We start from the raw sequence: 15,712 nt of genomic DNA on the forward strand, positions 1-15,712 counted from the left end.
ATTCGTGAAATTCGTTGACAATAATCTACCGTAGCGCCCTCAAACCCGATCCGCTTCCTCACTTAACTTCGTCACCATCGTCTGGAGTTGCTCGCGGATGTTTTCCATCACGGGGTCGCCCTCGGTGCCGCGTTCTCTTTTGCTGCTCACGGGGATCGCGTCGCCGACTTGGAGGACGACTTTCAGTGGGCCGTGGATGCGGACCTTGTCGGTAAAATCTTCCTCGAAGCGTTCAACGGTCTCCAGGATGTGTTCCTTGATGTTTTTTTGGCTCATGCGAACGTAGTTTCGCGGATAGTGCGACATTTGTTGCACGTAATAGCACGCGGCCAACTGGCGCCAGCGATCTTGGCGTTCTTCCTCGTTAAGGCTGTTCTTGATCAGGTCCGGGAGGATTGCCGAGCGGAGAGCCTTCACGCGGGAGACGACGCTGTCTTCCGGGTCCTTGACGTTCCATCGTTCTTCTAGCTTTGAGAGGACATCGGCGATCAGGTTGTCCATCCGTTCGTAAAAGTCGCCGGTACGAGCCCAGCCGAAGTACTCGATCTCTTTGAGCGAAAGTAACGCTTGCCCAATCTGGCGAATTCGCTGGACGATTGACTTGTGTCCCTGGTTGTACCAGGAGAAGTGGCCCTCGATTTCATCGAGGACCGGCAAAACGGCTTCTTCCAATTTTCCTTGGAAGAAGTAGCGAATACCAATCGGGTGAATCACGACGCCGCCTTCCTTGTTGGCTTTCTCCCGTCGCTTGGCGGCAGTGCGAGCGATGAAAGAGACGCCGCCGATCAGTGGCATCAGTTGATCGTTATGACGCGAGATTGCCCCTTCAGGAAAAATCACCAACGGACGACGGCCTTCCAGCAGGACTTCCACCGCTTGGTCGATGGCTTGACGGTCGACCCCTTCCCGGTAGACGCTGAAGCCGCCCATGCGTCGCATGACGAATTGGGCGAGCCAGCTTTGCTTAAACAGATGCCAGGATGCCATCGAGTAGAGATGACGGTCGATCTCACGAGAGAGCATGCCCATCGTCAGCGGGTCGGACATGCGGCAATGGTTGGGGGCGATGATGATTCCGTGGCCCGCCTTGACCGATTCGCGAAGCTTCTCCGCATCGCGGACCTCGACTTCGTGAATACCGTACGCCTTCCGAAGATGCCGCGTTAAGTAGTACTGAATGAGGGTCGGCCACCACTCGGCCGTGACCGGTGGGACAAATTCATAAGGTTCGTCGATGACGACTCGCTGCATTGAGGGCTCTCGGCTGTTGGCTCTGGGCTAGGCTGGGGGACTCTTACTCAACCGTTAAATCTCTCTGAATCGGTAGACCTTAGTTTGGATGCAAGGATAACGCAGGACACGGTTCGCTGCCCAGAGCAGGATGGGCGTTTCGAGCCTAGTTTTCCGAGGTTTTACAGCGATGGAACGTCGATGTAACGAGCATGAAGAAGTCGATCCGCAAAAAGATCACACCACGGCGAGAATCGGCCAGCCAGACGACGGCGGCTTGGCAGGAGAGCTTCGTGCGGTATCTCCGCACCGAATGCCACCTTGCGGAGAACAGTGTGCAGGCTTACGAGCGTGATATGGCTCGCTTCTTTCAGTGGCTCGGCAAGCGTCGCCTCCAGGAGATGACGGTCAGCGAACTGGCCGGCTACTCGGGCTGGTTGGCGGAACAATCGCTAGCCCCCGCGAGCGTCAGTCGCCACCTGGCCTCGCTGAAGGTTTTCTTTCGCTTCTTGCAGCTTGAAGGTGTGCTCAAGGACAACCAAGCCGAGTTGTTGACGAGCCAGAAACTGTGGCAGCGAATTCCACAAGTGCTTTCCGCTGGGGAAGTCGATGATTTGCTGACGGCTCCCAAGCCGTTTGATGGACTCTGGCGGAGGGATCGGGCATTGCTGGAAATGTTGTACGCGACCGGTTGCCGCGTATCAGAACTGGCTAATTTGAGGCTGCGGGATCTGCATTTGGAAGAACGCTACGCCCAATGCCGTGGCAAGGGTGATAAGCAGCGGATGACACCGTTGGGAACGCGGGCGGTCGAAGCGATTGAAACGTACCTTCGCGAAGAGCGTGAGGAGTTGGCTGCGAAGAAAGCACCGCCTGAACCCTATTTGTTTCTTTCCTCGCGAGGGCGACGGCTAAGTCGCGAGAGGATTTGGGAACTGCTGAAGCGCTATGCCGGGCGAGTCGGAGCGCCGGCAGAGATTAGCCCGCACTCATTGCGGCACAGTTTCGCGACGCACCTACTTGCTGGCGGGGCTGACTTAAGGCAAGTGCAAGAAATGCTGGGCCATGCGAGCATTGCGACGACGCAGATCTACACACACGTGGATCATTCGCGGTTGAAGAGTGTGCACGAAGCGTTTCATCCGCGGGCGTAGTCAAACTAAGAATCACTCCTTCAACGGAGCGAAGCGGACCTTTTCGATCAGCTTGTGCTGCTCGCCTTCTTTTTCGTAGCCGGTGATGGCGGTCATCGCGTTCATCACGTAGCGATACTTGAGGTCGTAGTCGAAATCGATTTCCACCTCTTGATCGTTGGTGCCGGGCCCAGCGGCATCGTCGCCGGCGATAAGCCGGATGGCGTCCTGTAGTTCTTTGAAACTGGTGTAGGACTGGTCGCCCAGTTTGATGCCACCTATCTCTCCATCTTCTTTCGCGAGGAGATTCACTTTCAGTAGTGGCGTTTCACTCGGCGCGGCACTGGTCCCCGCGGAGGCCGGCATCCGGATGTTGAAGTCGCCTTCGGGGAGAACGATCTTAAAAGTAAACACGAAGAACACGAGCAGCTGAAACACGATGTCAATCATCGGAGTCATCTGCAAAACGATTTGATCGCGATGTTCGGTGTTGCGGATTCGCATGACGTGTCAGTTCTATCCTGCCTTGCCCAAGGTTGGTTCGTCGCTCTGCTTGCCGCGGAGGGCGAAACGTTCGAACTTTAAGTCTTGGCAGGTGTTAATGATCTCTTGAACGAGCCCCGCACGGGCGTCTTCGTCGGCTCGGATGATGACGGTCACATCGGCGAGGCTCTTGCTGGTATGCCGCTGAATGATCTGGCTTTCCAAGACAAGTTGGGCCCGCAGAGCGTCGGTGGTCGTGTGTTCCTTGCCGGCGTAGAGGAAATCTCCCGCGTCGGTTAGGTGGATCGTGAGGGGATGCTCGTAGGGAGCGACCGGCGGGGTGGCCAATTCGCTTGCCGGGAGGGTGACGCGTTGATCTTGCTCGACGTCGGAAAAGTTGATCACCAGCATGAAGAAGGCGATCAACTGAAACGTCATGTCGATCATCGGCGTCAGATCGCCCTCGACGATTCCGCTGTTGGATTTCGATTTGATACGCATTTTGGAAGCTAAGCCTTGGTCCCGGTTTTCTGGAAGCGGCTCATGAGGCCTTCGCTGACGATGCCGACTTCAAGAGAAAGCCGTGAAACTCGGTTGCGCAGGATGTTGTAGATCGCCAGAGCGGGGATTGCGATTGCCAACCCGATGAAGGTTGTGAACAACGCCGTTGAAATACCTTGAGCGAGCGCCTGTGGATCGGGGGCACCCGTGGCTGTGTTAGCAATCAGGCGGAACGAGGTGATCATACCGCTGACTGTGCCTAACAGGCCAATCATCGGGCTCAGAGTGCCGATCAAGGCGAGATAGCTGAGGCGGTGCTCCAGTCGCATATTTTCTTCCTCGCCAACTTCTTGCATCGCTTCGATCGATTCGTTGTACCCGCTGGAAACCTTGGCGATACCTGCCGAGAGAACGTGACCGAGAAACGACTCGTCTGCTTTGGCAAGTTCATACGCCTCCTGGTACTGTTTGGCGTTGAGATGTTCTTCAAAACCGTCGACAAGATCGTCGGGGATCACGTTGCTCCGCATTCCGCTGATGAGATTCATCACGAAAAGAGCAACCAGAATAAAGGAGATGCCCAAGAAGATCAGCCCGTAGAACCAGCCGACCGCCCCTGCTGCCCAACTTAGGTAGCTAATCTTCTCTCCATCGTTGTTGGGTGCCTGCACGTCCTTCTCTGCCGCGGGTGCCGGGGCAGCTTCTTCCCCCTCCTGGGCGAAGCTTGGCGAATTGGCCATGCCGACCAGCAGTGCGACCAAAATGAAGAGTAACGAGGCGAGTTTTCGTGAAGGAGCAGAGCCGCCAGTGGTCGAACGAGTAAAGAGTTGCATGCTTGTTTCTCAGATTGTACGAGGGAGTTCGTAGAGGTTGCTAATGGGAGGATGAAATGCGTATAACCTTCATTGTAATCAAACGACGGTCAATTACTTTTCCGGGAAATACTTCTCGGGATTTACTCTCAGTGGCCTTCAACGTGATGCCCAGCGGCTTTCGGGGTAGCGCTCAGCCAGCTCTTTCGCTGCCTCGTCCGCCCGATCCGATCGCCCCATTTCTTGCCAAAGTGTTTTGAGTTCGTACAACGCCTGAGCATGTTGCTCAGCGGACTGTGAATATAGTAAGTCAACATGCAGGAATGAGAATAGGGCAGCCTGGGTGTCGCCCGCCTTCAAATAAGCGGAGCCCAGGGCGTTGTAGGCTTGCCCCAATAGTTCCCCGTCGTTCTCTGGGTCGGCTTCGTTGATGATCCCCTGCAAAGTGCTGACGGATTGACTGGCGTCGCCGCTGGCTGCCTTGCTAACGGCAAGTTCGAGGGTCGCGGCAAGTTTTAGCGGCTCCAGAGAGGCGCCAGTCTCAGAAGAATCGACGACACTTTGAAACGCCTTGGCTGCCTGAGCATCATCGCCCTCGGCTTGCCAAGCTTTGCCGACCAACAATTCTGACCTGAGTTTGAAGTAGGGCGAAGGTGCCTTGGCGATCCGCTGGTACTCTTTCCTCGCGCTGGCGAAATCCTCATCTGCTAAATAAAGATCTCCGAGTAACTTAATTGCTTCGAGCGTATGGAAGCTCGACTTGTTGCCGGCGAAGAACTTCTTGATCGTTGATTGTGCGTCGGTCAATTTGCCACGGCCTGAAAGAGCAAGCTGTGACTTTGCAGCGACATTGAGAAATGCCAGCTCAGCACGGATTTCTTCTCGCCGGATCTTCTTTTCGTCGATCTCGCTGAGAAGTTTTAGACTCTCCTGATGTTTACCACGGTCGGCGGCAGTGCGTGCTGCAGAGAGTTCCTGCGGCTCAGAAGCATAGTAAACGCTGACGATTTCCTCGGTCGGCACCTGCTTCTCAACACCACCCTTGACGATTTTTACCCCCAACGGCGATGTCCCTTCGATCTTGCCGGTGTCAACGCCATTGCGGCGACGCACCCGATCGAGAGCACCCTGGGCGAACACGTTTTCAGCAAGAGTCGTGGTGATCACTAGGACCACGGCAACTGTGGATAAGGCTTTAGATCTCATGGCCAGAGCTTGTAATAGCTTCATAAGTCTTCTCAATTTCTTTTTTGTCTTTTCTACATCTCGTTTTCAATCTGTCTCAACAATTCCTCAAAGGCACCCTTCCACTGTGGTCCGCCAAGCTGAGGATAAAGATTCTTCATCGACACGATATTCTTCTTCGCTGCCGCGAGTTGAGCCTTCTGCTTTCCAGCAGGGCTGATCTTCGCAACCTGATAGCGGGCCTTCGCGATGTTGAACCTGGCTTGAAAAAACAACGATTCGTATTGCTTGACTCTCGCAGCCCCTTCAGGGCCGGCGGATTGAAATTTGCGTTTGTAGTGGTCTGCCACGGCTGCCAGCCGGAGCCAACCCCAGATGAGATTCTTCTTATTCGCCTGTGGTTTCGCCCCACGAATGGCTTGGTCAAGCAGTTGCGGCTTCTTCTGCTCGAAGCCCTGTCTTTGCAAGGTTTCGGCAGCGGCGATTTGCAGTTCGAGTTGCCCTGCCTTCTTCTTGAGGATTTCTGTGTATTGGTTGAGCGCTTGATCGAAATTCCCAAGAGCTCTCTCACAATCAGCGAGGCGTTTTCTCACGGCTAGCAGCGAGGAAGGCTTCGGGGCATACGACTTATCCTGAGCTGCCGAGAGCAAAATGGCGTTGTAGGCCTGCTTGGCTCGCTCGATGTAACGCTTTGAAGCTGCGCCTTCGAGGCCTTCGCCTAGTTGCAGATTCATCTGTGCAACCCAATTGCGAATCGCCCAGCTATCGGCATCGTCGCGGCTGCTGACGCGATCCAGGACATCCTCAAAAGCCTTCGCCACGCTATTCGCCTGGTCGTCCTTACCTTCCGCTTTCAACTGCTTCATTTGCGACTGCATCTGCTGAGCTAGGCTCAAGTAGATCTTCGTGAGATCACTGGTGCCTTTCTTCGATCCTCCAGCCGTTTCCTCCAAAGCGGCCATCAATTCTTGGGCTTGCTCACGGCGTGGTGGTTGGCTCGTGAGGGACGCCCGTAGGGCAACCTTGTAGACTTCCTCGATGAACTTGGCCGACTTCGCGGCAGCGGCACCGTCCTCAACGAGCGTCAATGGGCCCACGTTCTTGTGCTCGAGAACTTTCAACGCGGCGTTGGCGTCACCTTCGCTCAACTTCAAGCTGGCGTAGTAGAGAATCCCCACGAGAGAACTTGCGCTGGGAGCGCCTGCCTTCGCTTGCCCCTGGTAACCTTGCTTGAGGAGGCTACTGGCTTGCTTACGCAAGTTGATCGTTTCTGACGAAGCCTTACCCTCAGTGCCGCTTGCTGCTGAGTACTGTTGCCACAGTGAGGTGCCGAGCGCCAACTGGGCTGCCGCGCGATTGCCCGCTGGTAGCTTTTCCAAAAGTGCTTGAGCATCTTCGATGCGATTGTCGCTCAGGGCGATCTTCATCAAAAGGTTGACGGCAGCACTTGCTTCCGGAGATTCGGGAGATCGCTGGGCCACCGCCCGGGCGAGGTTGGCAAGCTGTTGCGAGAGATAAGCATTACCACTTTTACCAGCGCCGCTAAGTGAATGGTTGTAGAGCTTTTCATAGGCGGCTAGAGCCACTTTGGCAGCTCCCGACTGATAAGTGCTTTTTGGGAATCGCTCCGCCAGATGCTGTCCGAGCACTGCTGCTTCCTGCAAGCGGCCCTGGTCCCAATACATCCAGCAAAGGTAGTAGCGTACCGCGTTGACATCTTCGGTGGCCGTCTGTGAGTCGGCCAAATCCAAAGCCGCTTCAAAAGCAAGCTGTGCGGTGGCGGCATTAGCCAGGACAGACTGCTCCAATTCCTCGACCGCACTTGGGTTGTTTTCCTTGGCCAAATTTGCGGCAAGTTGAGCCGACCTCATCATGTCGAAGGCGTTTTGCCCAGCCGCCCGCGCATCTTCGAAGGTCTTTAGGTTCGCAGGTTTGGCATCGCCACCACCGGCACTTACCAAGCGTAGGCGGGCTTCCTGTTGAAACTCGTTGGGGCTTTGGGAGACATCCCGTAGCAATACCCGCACGTCCGACTTGCTACCCGTGCCATCTGCTTTGCTCTTCGCTTCAAGGGCATCGGCGATTCGATAGGCCAATTCTAGCCACTCAGGTTGATCGCGTTCGTTGCTTTCCGCCCGCTTGAGCCACGCTCGTGCGTCGGTGATCGCCTTGTCGAACTCCTTGAGCTTGATGTAGGACTCCGTCCGATAGCGATGAGCGCGAGCGGTTGCTTTGCGGAACTCGGCGTTTGCCGTTGGCACAGCGATGAGGTCGTCATAGCAGCCGATCGCCTCTTCGTACTTCCCCATCTGCTGGTAGCAACGCCCTTGAAGGACTCGGCTCAAATAGCCTACCGGTGCGTCGAGATCGTACTCGTCGAACAGAGCGTCGAATTCCTTGATCGCCGCCTTGAGCTTCTTTGTCTCGTCGGCTGAGCCGCTAGAAAATGTTGCAGCCTGCTCGAACTTGTAATTGGCAATCCGAAACTGATACTCGGCAAGCAGCGAACGCAACTGGCGACGCTCGGCTTTCTGCAAGTTGTTCGCCTGTGCCGCCTTAGGCAGTGCGGCGAGCCCCTGCTCAGCAAGCTTCAATAGTTGTTCAGAAGTCGCTTGCGCTTTTTCGAACCAACCGCGCGCCGTCTTCATCGCCTCGTCGCGTTGCCTTTGGGCCTGCGCAGGAAGCTTCCCACCACGCGCTAACTCGGTCAGCGCCAGTTGGTAGTAGAGCTTTGAACTCTCGCCGAGGGAATCGATAGCAAAGTCTGCCTGAGGAGTTTTCTTGGCAACTGCGGCTAGTTCTTCAGCCGCTTTGGCAAGGCGGCTCGTTCGCTGTTTCTGAGAACGGGTCGCACGAGCTTGGGCTGCAAGGGTCAGTGCTCGCTCGTAAGGAATCCGGTTCTTGAAGCCGGATTCCAGATTGGGCTTTTGAACGACCCAATCGAGAAACTCGAGTGCTGTATCATTCCAACCCTTGTTCCTTAACTCCTGAACGAACTGAGTGTTCGATTCAGCAGAGCAAAAGGATGGCTGTGCGATCCAGCCTACGATGAAAAGAATCAGAAAGAGCAACGGTCCACTGCTAGGTGACATGCTTCGACCGAGTTGTTCGCTCTTTCGATATCGCAACATACGATTCAAGATTCAAGCTGGGTGCAGGGTGCGCCGATGCCGACTTCTGTGCGACTAGGCTCGCCAGGATATCGTTGCTTCGGCACCGCCGAATAGGCGTGCTCAAAAATAGACTGTTCCGTGCAAGCATTGTAGCTCACTGACAGTAGCAGGGCCACCGATGGGAAAAGCCTCGCATCGAAAACGTACCGCTCGTGGCAGGTTTTGACGGTAGGGAAAGAAAGGGCGGCGACTTGTCGATTCAGAACGCGTCTCAAAACTAGTACACCCTCACCCTAACCCTCTCCCGCAAGCGGGAGAGGGAACAAAATATTACGTCCGTAAAGTCTACGCTGGCAGGTCCGAGCTTTTGGAGCCTACAATGGATCAATGCTTCGCTTCGACCGACACGACTCCCGCCAGCTATCGCCAGTTTCTCGGAAACTGCGGCTCAAGCTCTGGTTGCTTCTCGCGATGCTGGGGATGGTGGGGATGATGATGCGTCACTTGCAGAAGCCAGAGACGATTGAGAATCTGGGTCGGCTGTTTTCATTGCAAGAGGCCGAGACAACCAACGAAGGCGAGCGTAATAGCTCGCAACCGAAAGCACTCAATTTCGAGACGGAGAATTCGCGTGACTCGACTGTGGTTTCGATTTCCCGTGGCGAAGAAGCAAGCGGTGGGCGTGGCTTAAGTGGGTTCGACAAATCACCTGACTCGCAACCAACTGAGGCTAAGGGTGTGGGCTTGCCCAGCAAGCTCGAGGGAGTTCAGGACAATGCGGTTTTTCTTAACTCGGAAACAGCCGCTTGGCTGGCGACACTTGCTGAGGCGCAGCGAGTAAAAGCGACTGATATAGAGAACGCCAGCGTTGGAAAAGTCGCTTACGCGCAACTTCTCCAGCAACCCGAAGTCTATCGAGGCCGTATTGTCACGATTCATGGTACGGCGCTGCGTGAAGAACGCCTGAAGCCGACCAAGAATGGCTTGGGAATCAACACCTACCACCGCCTGGTTGTTGCCCCCGATGGCGGCGGAGAGTTTCCCTTCTTCGCCTACGTGCTTTCATTGCCTGAAAGGTTTCCGCAAGGAAATGCGATTCGCCAGCGAGTGGTCGTCCACGGTTACTTTTTCAAGAATTACTCCTACGCGACGGACGCGGGCATGAGCGTAGCTCCCGTGATCGTCGCCAAAGCAGTCCAGTGGCAGCCAATCAGTGCGAGTACACCCGGTCGAGCGGCGGCCCGCGCCGGCTTACCTCCCTGGTGGGCAATCGCAGCGGTCGCTGCCTTCGCTTGCCTGATTGTCACTTTGCTGCACCTCAATACGCGTCGCAAGAAGTCAACACGCAAGCTACCACAGACTGCCAATTTGCCTGGATTGGAACGGCTTGCCGAGGAGGAATCGGGCGAATGAGGTGCTTCTGCGAAAAGTTCTTCTTGTGCTTCACAGTAATACCGCTCTGCCTAGGTATCACACTCGGACTTATCGTCGAGGAATCCCACGCCCAAACCTCAGAAATGAAAAGTGGTTTCGCTCAGGTATTGATTGATGCAGAAGTTGATCTTGAAGCTTTTTCGTCACTGCGAAGCGGTTCAACAACGCTCACGACATCGCAACGTGAGAATTTAGATCAGATTCTCTATTGGATGGATCGATTCGACAAAAAAGAGCGCAATAAGTACCTGATCCCGGCTAGAGAGTTAGCCGGTCGAAACTCAGCAGACGTTGTCGGCGAGCTGGTTTCCTTGCGAGGTACGGCACGAAGTTTCGAGAAATCAAGCGGGGAGGGCAGTGAAGGCTCGCTCTATTCAATTCAGCTTGAACCCGAAGGCGTGCAAGAAAAGGTAACGATCCTAACCAGGCAAGTACCAAGATACTGGATAGAAGGCCCGCTTTCAGAAACCGTGTCTTGCGAAGGGGTTGTCTTAACCATCCCCAGTGACGGGAGTTCGACTGGTCACATCGTTCTCGCTGAACGGATTGCCTGGCATCCTGAAAAAGACGTGCCAGCCGGCTGGATCGAACTGGCTCGACTTGGCTACGACGTAGCCCTCCTGGACGAAGTACGGCATGGACAACCTTTCGTCGATGAACGAGTTAGTCAGGAAGCGACCGCCTTTCGCGAGATTATCAAAGCGGTCAGCGATGCAAATCCCTCCCTGATCCTCAAATCCGCAAGCCGTGAAGTTACGGCAAGGAGAGCGACTTGGTCGGAAGAGTCGAACCGTTTAGATGCTGAGTGGAAACAGGCGTCAAGCCAGAACCGAAGTGATGCGAAAACCCTGAAGCGAAAACGCGACATCGCGCTGGCTGCGATTGATCGGGCCGAGAAAGGGTTTTCTTCGGTCGCTCCTTTATTTCTTCAGCCAGAAAAAGAAACAGGCCGGCTTGTTTTGTTGGAAGGGACCGCTCGCAGGGCTGTGCGAGTCGCGAACGAGGAGAATCCTTCAGTCGGTGATTACTTTGAACTGGAGTTCTTTCCGACGGACTCGCAGAATTTACCGATCGTCTGTTGCGTCCCGAAACTGCCGTCCGGGTTTCCTACCGGAGATCGAATTCGCGAGCCGATTCGAGTGGGCGGATTCTTTTTTAAGAAGTGGCGGTATCAGTCGCGCAAGCTGGGCAGCGAACCCAATCAAGCAGGCTCTCAACAAAAAGCCGCATTCGCGCCGCTGGTGATTGCCCCCACGGTAATCTGGATACAAGAACCAACGGTTGCCGGCAGCAGCGACTTTGGCTTTACCGCTGGCATGGTCGGTTTGATCGTTATCATAGCGCTCGGTATTCTCATTGTTCGAGCAATGAAGCACGATCGAATAGCCCGCCGTCGCCCTAGTCGTTACGATGAAGGCTCGTAACAACACGCTCATAGCAACACGCTCAGCTCTAGCTAACCACGAATGTCACGAACAAACGGCTTGCGTAAGGAACTCCAAGAACCACGACGGAAGCGGGTCGTGAAGAATCCGTTCCCGTGGTACGCGCCGCGCTTCTGGCATGGGATGAGGGCGGGGACTTGGTTTTCCTATTTGGCGAAGAATCGCTTTTCCATTTCGCCTAGCCGGGTACCGATGTCGTTGGCGATCTCGGCGTTTAGTTTTGCGAATTCAGCAATGGCGGCGGCAGACTCGCTGTTGTTCTCGCGTCAGGTGAACGAAGTCAAGTTCGAGCAGCCGCCATTGTTCATCCTGGGGCATTGGCGCTCGGGGACGACTTTCCTGCATGAACTGTTGATCCGCGATCCGCGGCACAATTATCCGACGACCTATCAGTGCTTCGCGCCGCATCATTTTTTGCTCTCTGAGAAACTACTGACGCCGTGGACTGAGTTTTTGCTCCCTGGTCGGCGACCGATGGACAATATGGCAGCCGGTTGGCGACGGCCTCAAGAAGATGAGTTCGCGTTAGAGAACCTAGGTGTTCCCACGCCGTACGCTTCGATGATGTTCCCCAATCACGGAGAAGTTTTTCGCGATTATCTGACGCTTGAGAACGTCTCTGAGACGAAACGAACAGCCTGGAAACAAGAACTAAAGCGTTTCTTCCAGCGAATCGCCTTGCGTGATCCGAGGCGTTTGGTCGTCAAGTCACCGGCTCACACGGCTCGCGTGGCAACTCTGCTAGAACTATTCCCGGACGCAAAGTTTGTTCACATTACCCGCGACCCGGCGGAACTTTTCGTTTCGACGGTGCAGCTCTGGCGGTCGCTGAACGCTGTGCAAGGGATCCATCTCCCCAAAGACGAATCTTGGGTGGAGGAGTATGTGCTCGATTCGTTCGAGCGGATGTACGCAGCGTTTGCAAAGGATCGAGAACAGCTTTCGGAACGACAGTTGGTTGAAGTCCGTTACGAAGAACTGGCGAGCAATCCAAAAACTGAGCTGCAACGCATCTACGATCAGCTAGAACTTGGCGGTTTCGCCGCTGCCGAGGAACCTGTGGATGCCTACTTGGAGCAGATCAAAAACTACCGCCCAAATCGGCACGAGATTGATGACTCGCTGAGAACGCGTTTGCGAGAGCGTTGGGGTTGGTACTACGAGGAGTACGGCTACGGCGAGCAGGGGCAAGTGGCCGGCGAGTTACGCCTCGCCCGGTGAATCCACAGAACACAATCAATCATCAGGCCGCCTTCGCGTGCGGTAGGTCGGGCATCTTCTTGCCCTTCAGTTGGTAAACGTACGCAAGCACTTCCGCGACTGCGGCGTAGGAGGCGTCCGGCACGGGGTGTCCTACTTCTACCTCTTTATAAAGCTGGCGCGCGAGCGGCTTTCGCTCGACTACGGGCACATCGTTCTCGAGAGCGAGCTTACGAATCCGTTGGGCGAGAACTCCAGCACCTTTGGCAACGACGACTGGAGCCGCCATTTCCAGCGGATCGTATTGGATAGCGATTGCCAGTTCGGTGGGGTTGGTCACCACGACATCCGCGGTTGGCACCTTGTCGCCAACACGGTTCATGGCCATCTGACGCTGCACCGCACGACGGCGTGCGATGATCTGCGGATCGCCCTGCAGGTTTTTCATTTCCTCGCGGACTTCCTGGTGGGTCATCTTCAAGTCTTGCTCATGCTTCCAGCGTTGGAACGCGTAGTCGAGAAGCGCCAGCAACAATAACGCAACGCCAACCCATAGGGCCGTCTTCAGCACGACGCTGCAGAGAAACACAGCTAGTGAGGTAATTGCCATCTCGCTAGCCACGTTGATTTGCTCGCGCGACTGATAGAGGACGACAGCCGCGGTGACTGCGACGATCAGCACCTTGAACATCCCGAACCCGAGACGTGCAGCACCTTGAAGCGAAAGAATACGTTTCAGTCCAGCCAGCGGACTAATGCGCGACCAATCCGGTGCGACGCGACTTGGCACAAACAGGAAGCCGACTTGAAACAGGCTTGCTGCAACCGCAGCAACGAACAGCAGACCCAGAACTGGGAGCAAGGCCTTGCCGACATGCATGCCGAGGAGTTTCGCCGTGGCGCCGAGGTGAGCTGGCTCGACGGACATAGGCCCGACCGATTCCAGTTGGCTCCGCATCATCCCAGTGGTTGCTTCGGCAACGCCGCGTCCGTAGTACATCAGCAGCAGTGAACCAACGACAAGAATCAGGGCCGATCCCAGATCCTGACTGAACGCAACCTGCCCCTGCTCGCGAGCCTGCTGCCTGCGATGCGGGGTGGCATCCTGCGTCTTGTCGCCTGCTTGGTCAGCCATGGATGATGGTGAACTCGGTTACGCCTTGGGGAGAGCCTGCTTGATAGCATCACGCAGGACGTCAATTGCTGCGCCTGCTTGCTGGGGAAACGCCCAGGCGATTGCGCCTAGCGAGATAAACAGGCAGCCCAGGGTGAGCATTGCGTTGATGCCAAAGCCAATTACTAGGATGTTGATCTGCGGCATCGTTCTGCCGATCAGCCCCAGGACGAGTGTTGATAGAAATAAGGCAATCATCGCAGGAGCTGCTGCGCGTACACCAAGCAAAAAACTCTGCCCTAAAATGGATGTCAGGGCTTCGACGTATGACGGGCCGAGCGTCGCCTCACCGGGCGGAAGCCAAACATACGTATCGAGCAAGGCTCCCATGATTAAGCGGTGGCCATCCAACAAGACGAACATCGTGAGCGTCAGAAAGTAGAAGAGCTGCGAATAGACTGAGAGATTCGTGTCGAGCGTCGGATCGAAGGACTCCGCGACTGCCGTGCCACCCATTTGGCTGACAATCTGCCCACTGACTTGCACACCACTCAGCAGAATCATCACGCCGAGGCCTAGCAGCATCCCCACCAGAGCTTCGCTCATAACTGCTTTACCAAACTGCAGCAAGTTCGTCACGTCCGCGGTTGGTGCCGAGCCAAACATCGGCGTCACTAGCAAGGTGAGTGCGATCGCCAGGAACGCACGAAACTGAATCGGTGCGGCCTTCGTCCCAAGAATCGGAGCCGTCATGACGAGCGCTCCCACACGCGCAAGCACAAGCGTGAACGCGGCGAAGTGGTTCAGCAGGAAGGACTCGATCAAAGACGCCATGAGCGGGAAATTCAGGCGAGCCGACAGGCGTCAGCCGTCGGGTGCGGGGCCAATAAAAAACGAAAGGCTAAAGTGTTTGAGGGATGTTGGTGATCAGCGTTTCGGCATAGTCGAGTAGCTGCGTCAGAATCCAAGGCAGTGCAACCGCCAAAGCCACGATCATTGCCAAGAGTTTAGGAACGAACGCGACGGTTTGTTCCTGAATTTGCGTGAGGGCTTGTAGCAGACCAATTCCCAAACCGACCAACATTCCGGCAAGCAGTACTGGTGCGGCCACGAGCGTTGCTACGCGAAGTGCCTCGCGTCCCAGGTCAACGGCGTCTTGCGGGTCCATTTTCGACAACCTCTTTGAAATACTATCGCCGAGCAAGCTCGGCGGCTAAATGTTCTGGGTTACCGCGTTACAACAGGACTTGAAAACTTTCCAGGAGCATCTCCACCACCAGCCGCCAGCCGTCGACGAGGACGAAGAGCAGCAGTTTGAAGGGTAAAGAGATCAGCACTGGCGGCAACATCAGCATGCCCATGCTGATCGTGACGCTGGCGACGACAATGTCGAGAATCACGAAGGGTAAATAGACTTGAAAGCCAATGAGGAAGGCTGTCTTCAGCTCACTAAGCATGAAAGCTGGCAGCAAAGCTTGGAGCGGGACATCGCGTTCCTCTTCCTTCGCGTCGAAGTAGACGTAGTTGTCGTAAAGTTCACCGGTCTCTGGATCGATCTCGCTCTGCATATACTTGAGAAACAGATGAACATCGGCGTCGTTGTTCGTCTTGCGAATTTGGCCGGCCATGAATCTTCGCACGGGGAGTGTGCCGCGCTGCCAGGCTTCCTCAAGACTGATCTGCTTGTCGGAGTAAGGCTTGATGGCATCGTCATAGACGTCGCTCCAAACGGGCGTCATGAGTAGGACGGTCATGAAGAGGGCGATGGAAGTGATCACCTGACTTGGCGGCAACTGCTGGGTGCCGATTGCTTGTCGCAGGAGTCCCATCACCACCAGGATCCGCACAAAACTGGTTGTCATGAGCAGAACCGCCGGGGCGAGGCTCATCACGGTCAGCAGGATCATCACCTTGAGGGTCGAGCTGATTCCTTCCGGGCTCGTCCATTGTTCCGGTCCGCCCACGCCTTCTGGTAGCAGCGAGATGCCACTCTGCGCGAACACCAGCTGCGCATTCGCCATGAAGACGAGGGCTAGAACCAGAGCAGGCGTTGTTCGAGTGA

14 protein-coding genes are annotated in these 15,712 nt (G+C 55.5%); 4 read left to right on the top strand and 10 right to left on the bottom strand.

Going from position 1 to position 15,712, the window contains the following annotated elements; all coding sequences use genetic code 11:
- Nucleotides 1-39 precede the first annotated feature (39 nt).
- Nucleotides 40-1,251 carry a 1-acyl-sn-glycerol-3-phosphate acyltransferase gene (locus tag RIB44_12450; GenBank protein MEQ8617375.1) on the bottom strand — a complete coding sequence of 404 codons (1,212 nt, stop codon included), beginning with the start codon at nt 1,249-1,251 and terminating at the stop codon, nt 40-42.
- A gap of 191 nt (nt 1,252-1,442) precedes the next feature.
- Between RIB44_12450 and xerD the strand changes: the two genes are divergently transcribed.
- Entirely contained in the window at nt 1,443-2,384 is a 942-nt protein-coding gene (gene xerD, locus RIB44_12455; GenBank protein ID MEQ8617376.1) for a site-specific tyrosine recombinase XerD, read from the top strand.
- 12 nt (nt 2,385-2,396) lie between these two features.
- Here the strand turns inward: xerD and RIB44_12460 are convergent, their stop codons facing one another.
- The 5 genes from RIB44_12460 to RIB44_12480 all read right to left on the bottom strand — a co-directional run bounded on the left by RIB44_12460 (nt 2,397) and on the right by RIB44_12480 (nt 8,436).
- Nucleotides 2,397-2,867, bottom strand: a complete 471-nt coding sequence (locus RIB44_12460; protein MEQ8617377.1) for a biopolymer transporter ExbD — start codon at nt 2,865-2,867, stop codon at nt 2,397-2,399.
- A 12-nt stretch (nt 2,868-2,879) separates the two neighbouring features.
- Nucleotides 2,880-3,347 (bottom strand): biopolymer transporter ExbD, encoded by a 468-nt coding sequence (locus RIB44_12465; GenBank protein ID MEQ8617378.1) that lies wholly within the window; start codon nt 3,345-3,347, stop codon nt 2,880-2,882.
- A gap of 8 nt (nt 3,348-3,355) precedes the next feature.
- On the bottom strand, nt 3,356-4,180 hold the full coding sequence (locus tag RIB44_12470; GenBank protein ID MEQ8617379.1) for a MotA/TolQ/ExbB proton channel family protein: 825 nt from the start codon (nt 4,178-4,180) through the stop codon (nt 3,356-3,358).
- Nucleotides 4,181-4,318: 138 nt separating this feature from the next.
- On the bottom strand, nt 4,319-5,365 hold the full coding sequence (locus tag RIB44_12475; protein MEQ8617380.1) for a tetratricopeptide repeat protein: 1,047 nt from the start codon (nt 5,363-5,365) through the stop codon (nt 4,319-4,321).
- A 53-nt stretch (nt 5,366-5,418) separates the two neighbouring features.
- Nucleotides 5,419-8,436, bottom strand: a complete 3,018-nt coding sequence (locus RIB44_12480) for a hypothetical protein (GenBank protein ID MEQ8617381.1) — start codon at nt 8,434-8,436, stop codon at nt 5,419-5,421.
- Between the two features lie 408 nt (nt 8,437-8,844).
- On the opposite strand from RIB44_12480, the gene RIB44_12485 reads away from it, so the two are divergent.
- Genes RIB44_12485 through RIB44_12495 form a run of 3 tightly spaced genes read left to right on the top strand, consistent with a single transcriptional unit; the run spans nt 8,845 to nt 12,557 of the window.
- Nucleotides 8,845-9,870: a hypothetical protein gene (locus RIB44_12485; protein ID MEQ8617382.1), complete on the top strand. Its 1,026-nt coding sequence runs from the start codon at nt 8,845-8,847 to the stop codon at nt 9,868-9,870.
- The gene (locus tag RIB44_12490) at nt 9,867-11,315 is read left to right on the top strand and encodes a hypothetical protein (protein ID MEQ8617383.1); all 1,449 of its coding nucleotides are present in this window, start codon (nt 9,867-9,869) and stop codon (nt 11,313-11,315) included. Before RIB44_12485 ends, RIB44_12490 begins: the two co-directional genes overlap by 4 nt.
- A 42-nt stretch (nt 11,316-11,357) precedes the next feature.
- Entirely contained in the window at nt 11,358-12,557 is a 1,200-nt protein-coding gene (locus tag RIB44_12495) for a sulfotransferase (protein ID MEQ8617384.1), read from the top strand.
- A 22-nt stretch (nt 12,558-12,579) separates the two neighbouring features.
- On the opposite strand, the gene flhB is transcribed toward RIB44_12495, so the two are convergent.
- The 4 genes from flhB to fliP all read right to left on the bottom strand — a co-directional run bounded on the left by flhB (nt 12,580) and on the right by fliP (nt 15,671).
- Complete coding sequence (gene flhB / locus RIB44_12500) at nt 12,580-13,671, bottom strand: flagellar biosynthesis protein FlhB (protein ID MEQ8617385.1); 1,092 nt, start codon at nt 13,669-13,671, stop codon at nt 12,580-12,582.
- An 18-nt stretch (nt 13,672-13,689) separates the two neighbouring features.
- Nucleotides 13,690-14,484 (bottom strand): flagellar biosynthetic protein FliR, encoded by a 795-nt coding sequence (locus RIB44_12505; protein ID MEQ8617386.1) that lies wholly within the window; start codon nt 14,482-14,484, stop codon nt 13,690-13,692.
- Nucleotides 14,485-14,551: 67 nt separating this feature from the next.
- The gene (fliQ, locus tag RIB44_12510) at nt 14,552-14,818 is read right to left on the bottom strand and encodes a flagellar biosynthesis protein FliQ (protein ID MEQ8617387.1); all 267 of its coding nucleotides are present in this window, start codon (nt 14,816-14,818) and stop codon (nt 14,552-14,554) included.
- Nucleotides 14,819-14,885: 67 nt separating this feature from the next.
- Nucleotides 14,886-15,671 carry a flagellar type III secretion system pore protein FliP gene (gene fliP, locus RIB44_12515; GenBank protein ID MEQ8617388.1) on the bottom strand — a complete coding sequence of 262 codons (786 nt, stop codon included), beginning with the start codon at nt 15,669-15,671 and terminating at the stop codon, nt 14,886-14,888.
- Nucleotides 15,672-15,712 lie beyond the last annotated feature (41 nt).

The organism is Lacipirellulaceae bacterium, assembly GCA_040218535.1.
Classification (GTDB): Bacteria; Planctomycetota; Planctomycetia; order Pirellulales; family Lacipirellulaceae; genus Adhaeretor.

Coding starts and splice junctions, on each gene's coding strand:
- RIB44_12505 (MEQ8617386.1), bottom strand. CDS start 14,484: ATGGCGTCTTTGATCGAGTCCTTCCTGCTGAACCACTTCGCCGCGTTC.
- fliQ (MEQ8617387.1), bottom strand. CDS start 14,818: ATGGACCCGCAAGACGCCGTTGACCTGGGACGCGAGGCACTTCGCGTA.
- RIB44_12460 (MEQ8617377.1), bottom strand. CDS start 2,867: ATGCGAATCCGCAACACCGAACATCGCGATCAAATCGTTTTGCAGATG.
- RIB44_12450 (MEQ8617375.1), bottom strand. CDS start 1,251: ATGCAGCGAGTCGTCATCGACGAACCTTATGAATTTGTCCCACCGGTC.
- RIB44_12490 (MEQ8617383.1), top strand. CDS start 9,867: ATGAGGTGCTTCTGCGAAAAGTTCTTCTTGTGCTTCACAGTAATACCG.
- fliP (MEQ8617388.1), bottom strand. CDS start 15,671: ATGGCGAATGCGCAGCTGGTGTTCGCGCAGAGTGGCATCTCGCTGCTA.
- RIB44_12470 (MEQ8617379.1), bottom strand. CDS start 4,180: ATGCAACTCTTTACTCGTTCGACCACTGGCGGCTCTGCTCCTTCACGA.
- RIB44_12465 (MEQ8617378.1), bottom strand. CDS start 3,347: ATGCGTATCAAATCGAAATCCAACAGCGGAATCGTCGAGGGCGATCTG.
- flhB (MEQ8617385.1), bottom strand. CDS start 13,671: ATGGCTGACCAAGCAGGCGACAAGACGCAGGATGCCACCCCGCATCGC.
- RIB44_12485 (MEQ8617382.1), top strand. CDS start 8,845: ATGCTTCGCTTCGACCGACACGACTCCCGCCAGCTATCGCCAGTTTCT.
- RIB44_12495 (MEQ8617384.1), top strand. CDS start 11,358: ATGTCACGAACAAACGGCTTGCGTAAGGAACTCCAAGAACCACGACGG.
- xerD (MEQ8617376.1), top strand. CDS start 1,443: ATGAAGAAGTCGATCCGCAAAAAGATCACACCACGGCGAGAATCGGCC.
- RIB44_12480 (MEQ8617381.1), bottom strand. CDS start 8,436: ATGTCACCTAGCAGTGGACCGTTGCTCTTTCTGATTCTTTTCATCGTA.
- RIB44_12475 (MEQ8617380.1), bottom strand. CDS start 5,365: ATGAGATCTAAAGCCTTATCCACAGTTGCCGTGGTCCTAGTGATCACC.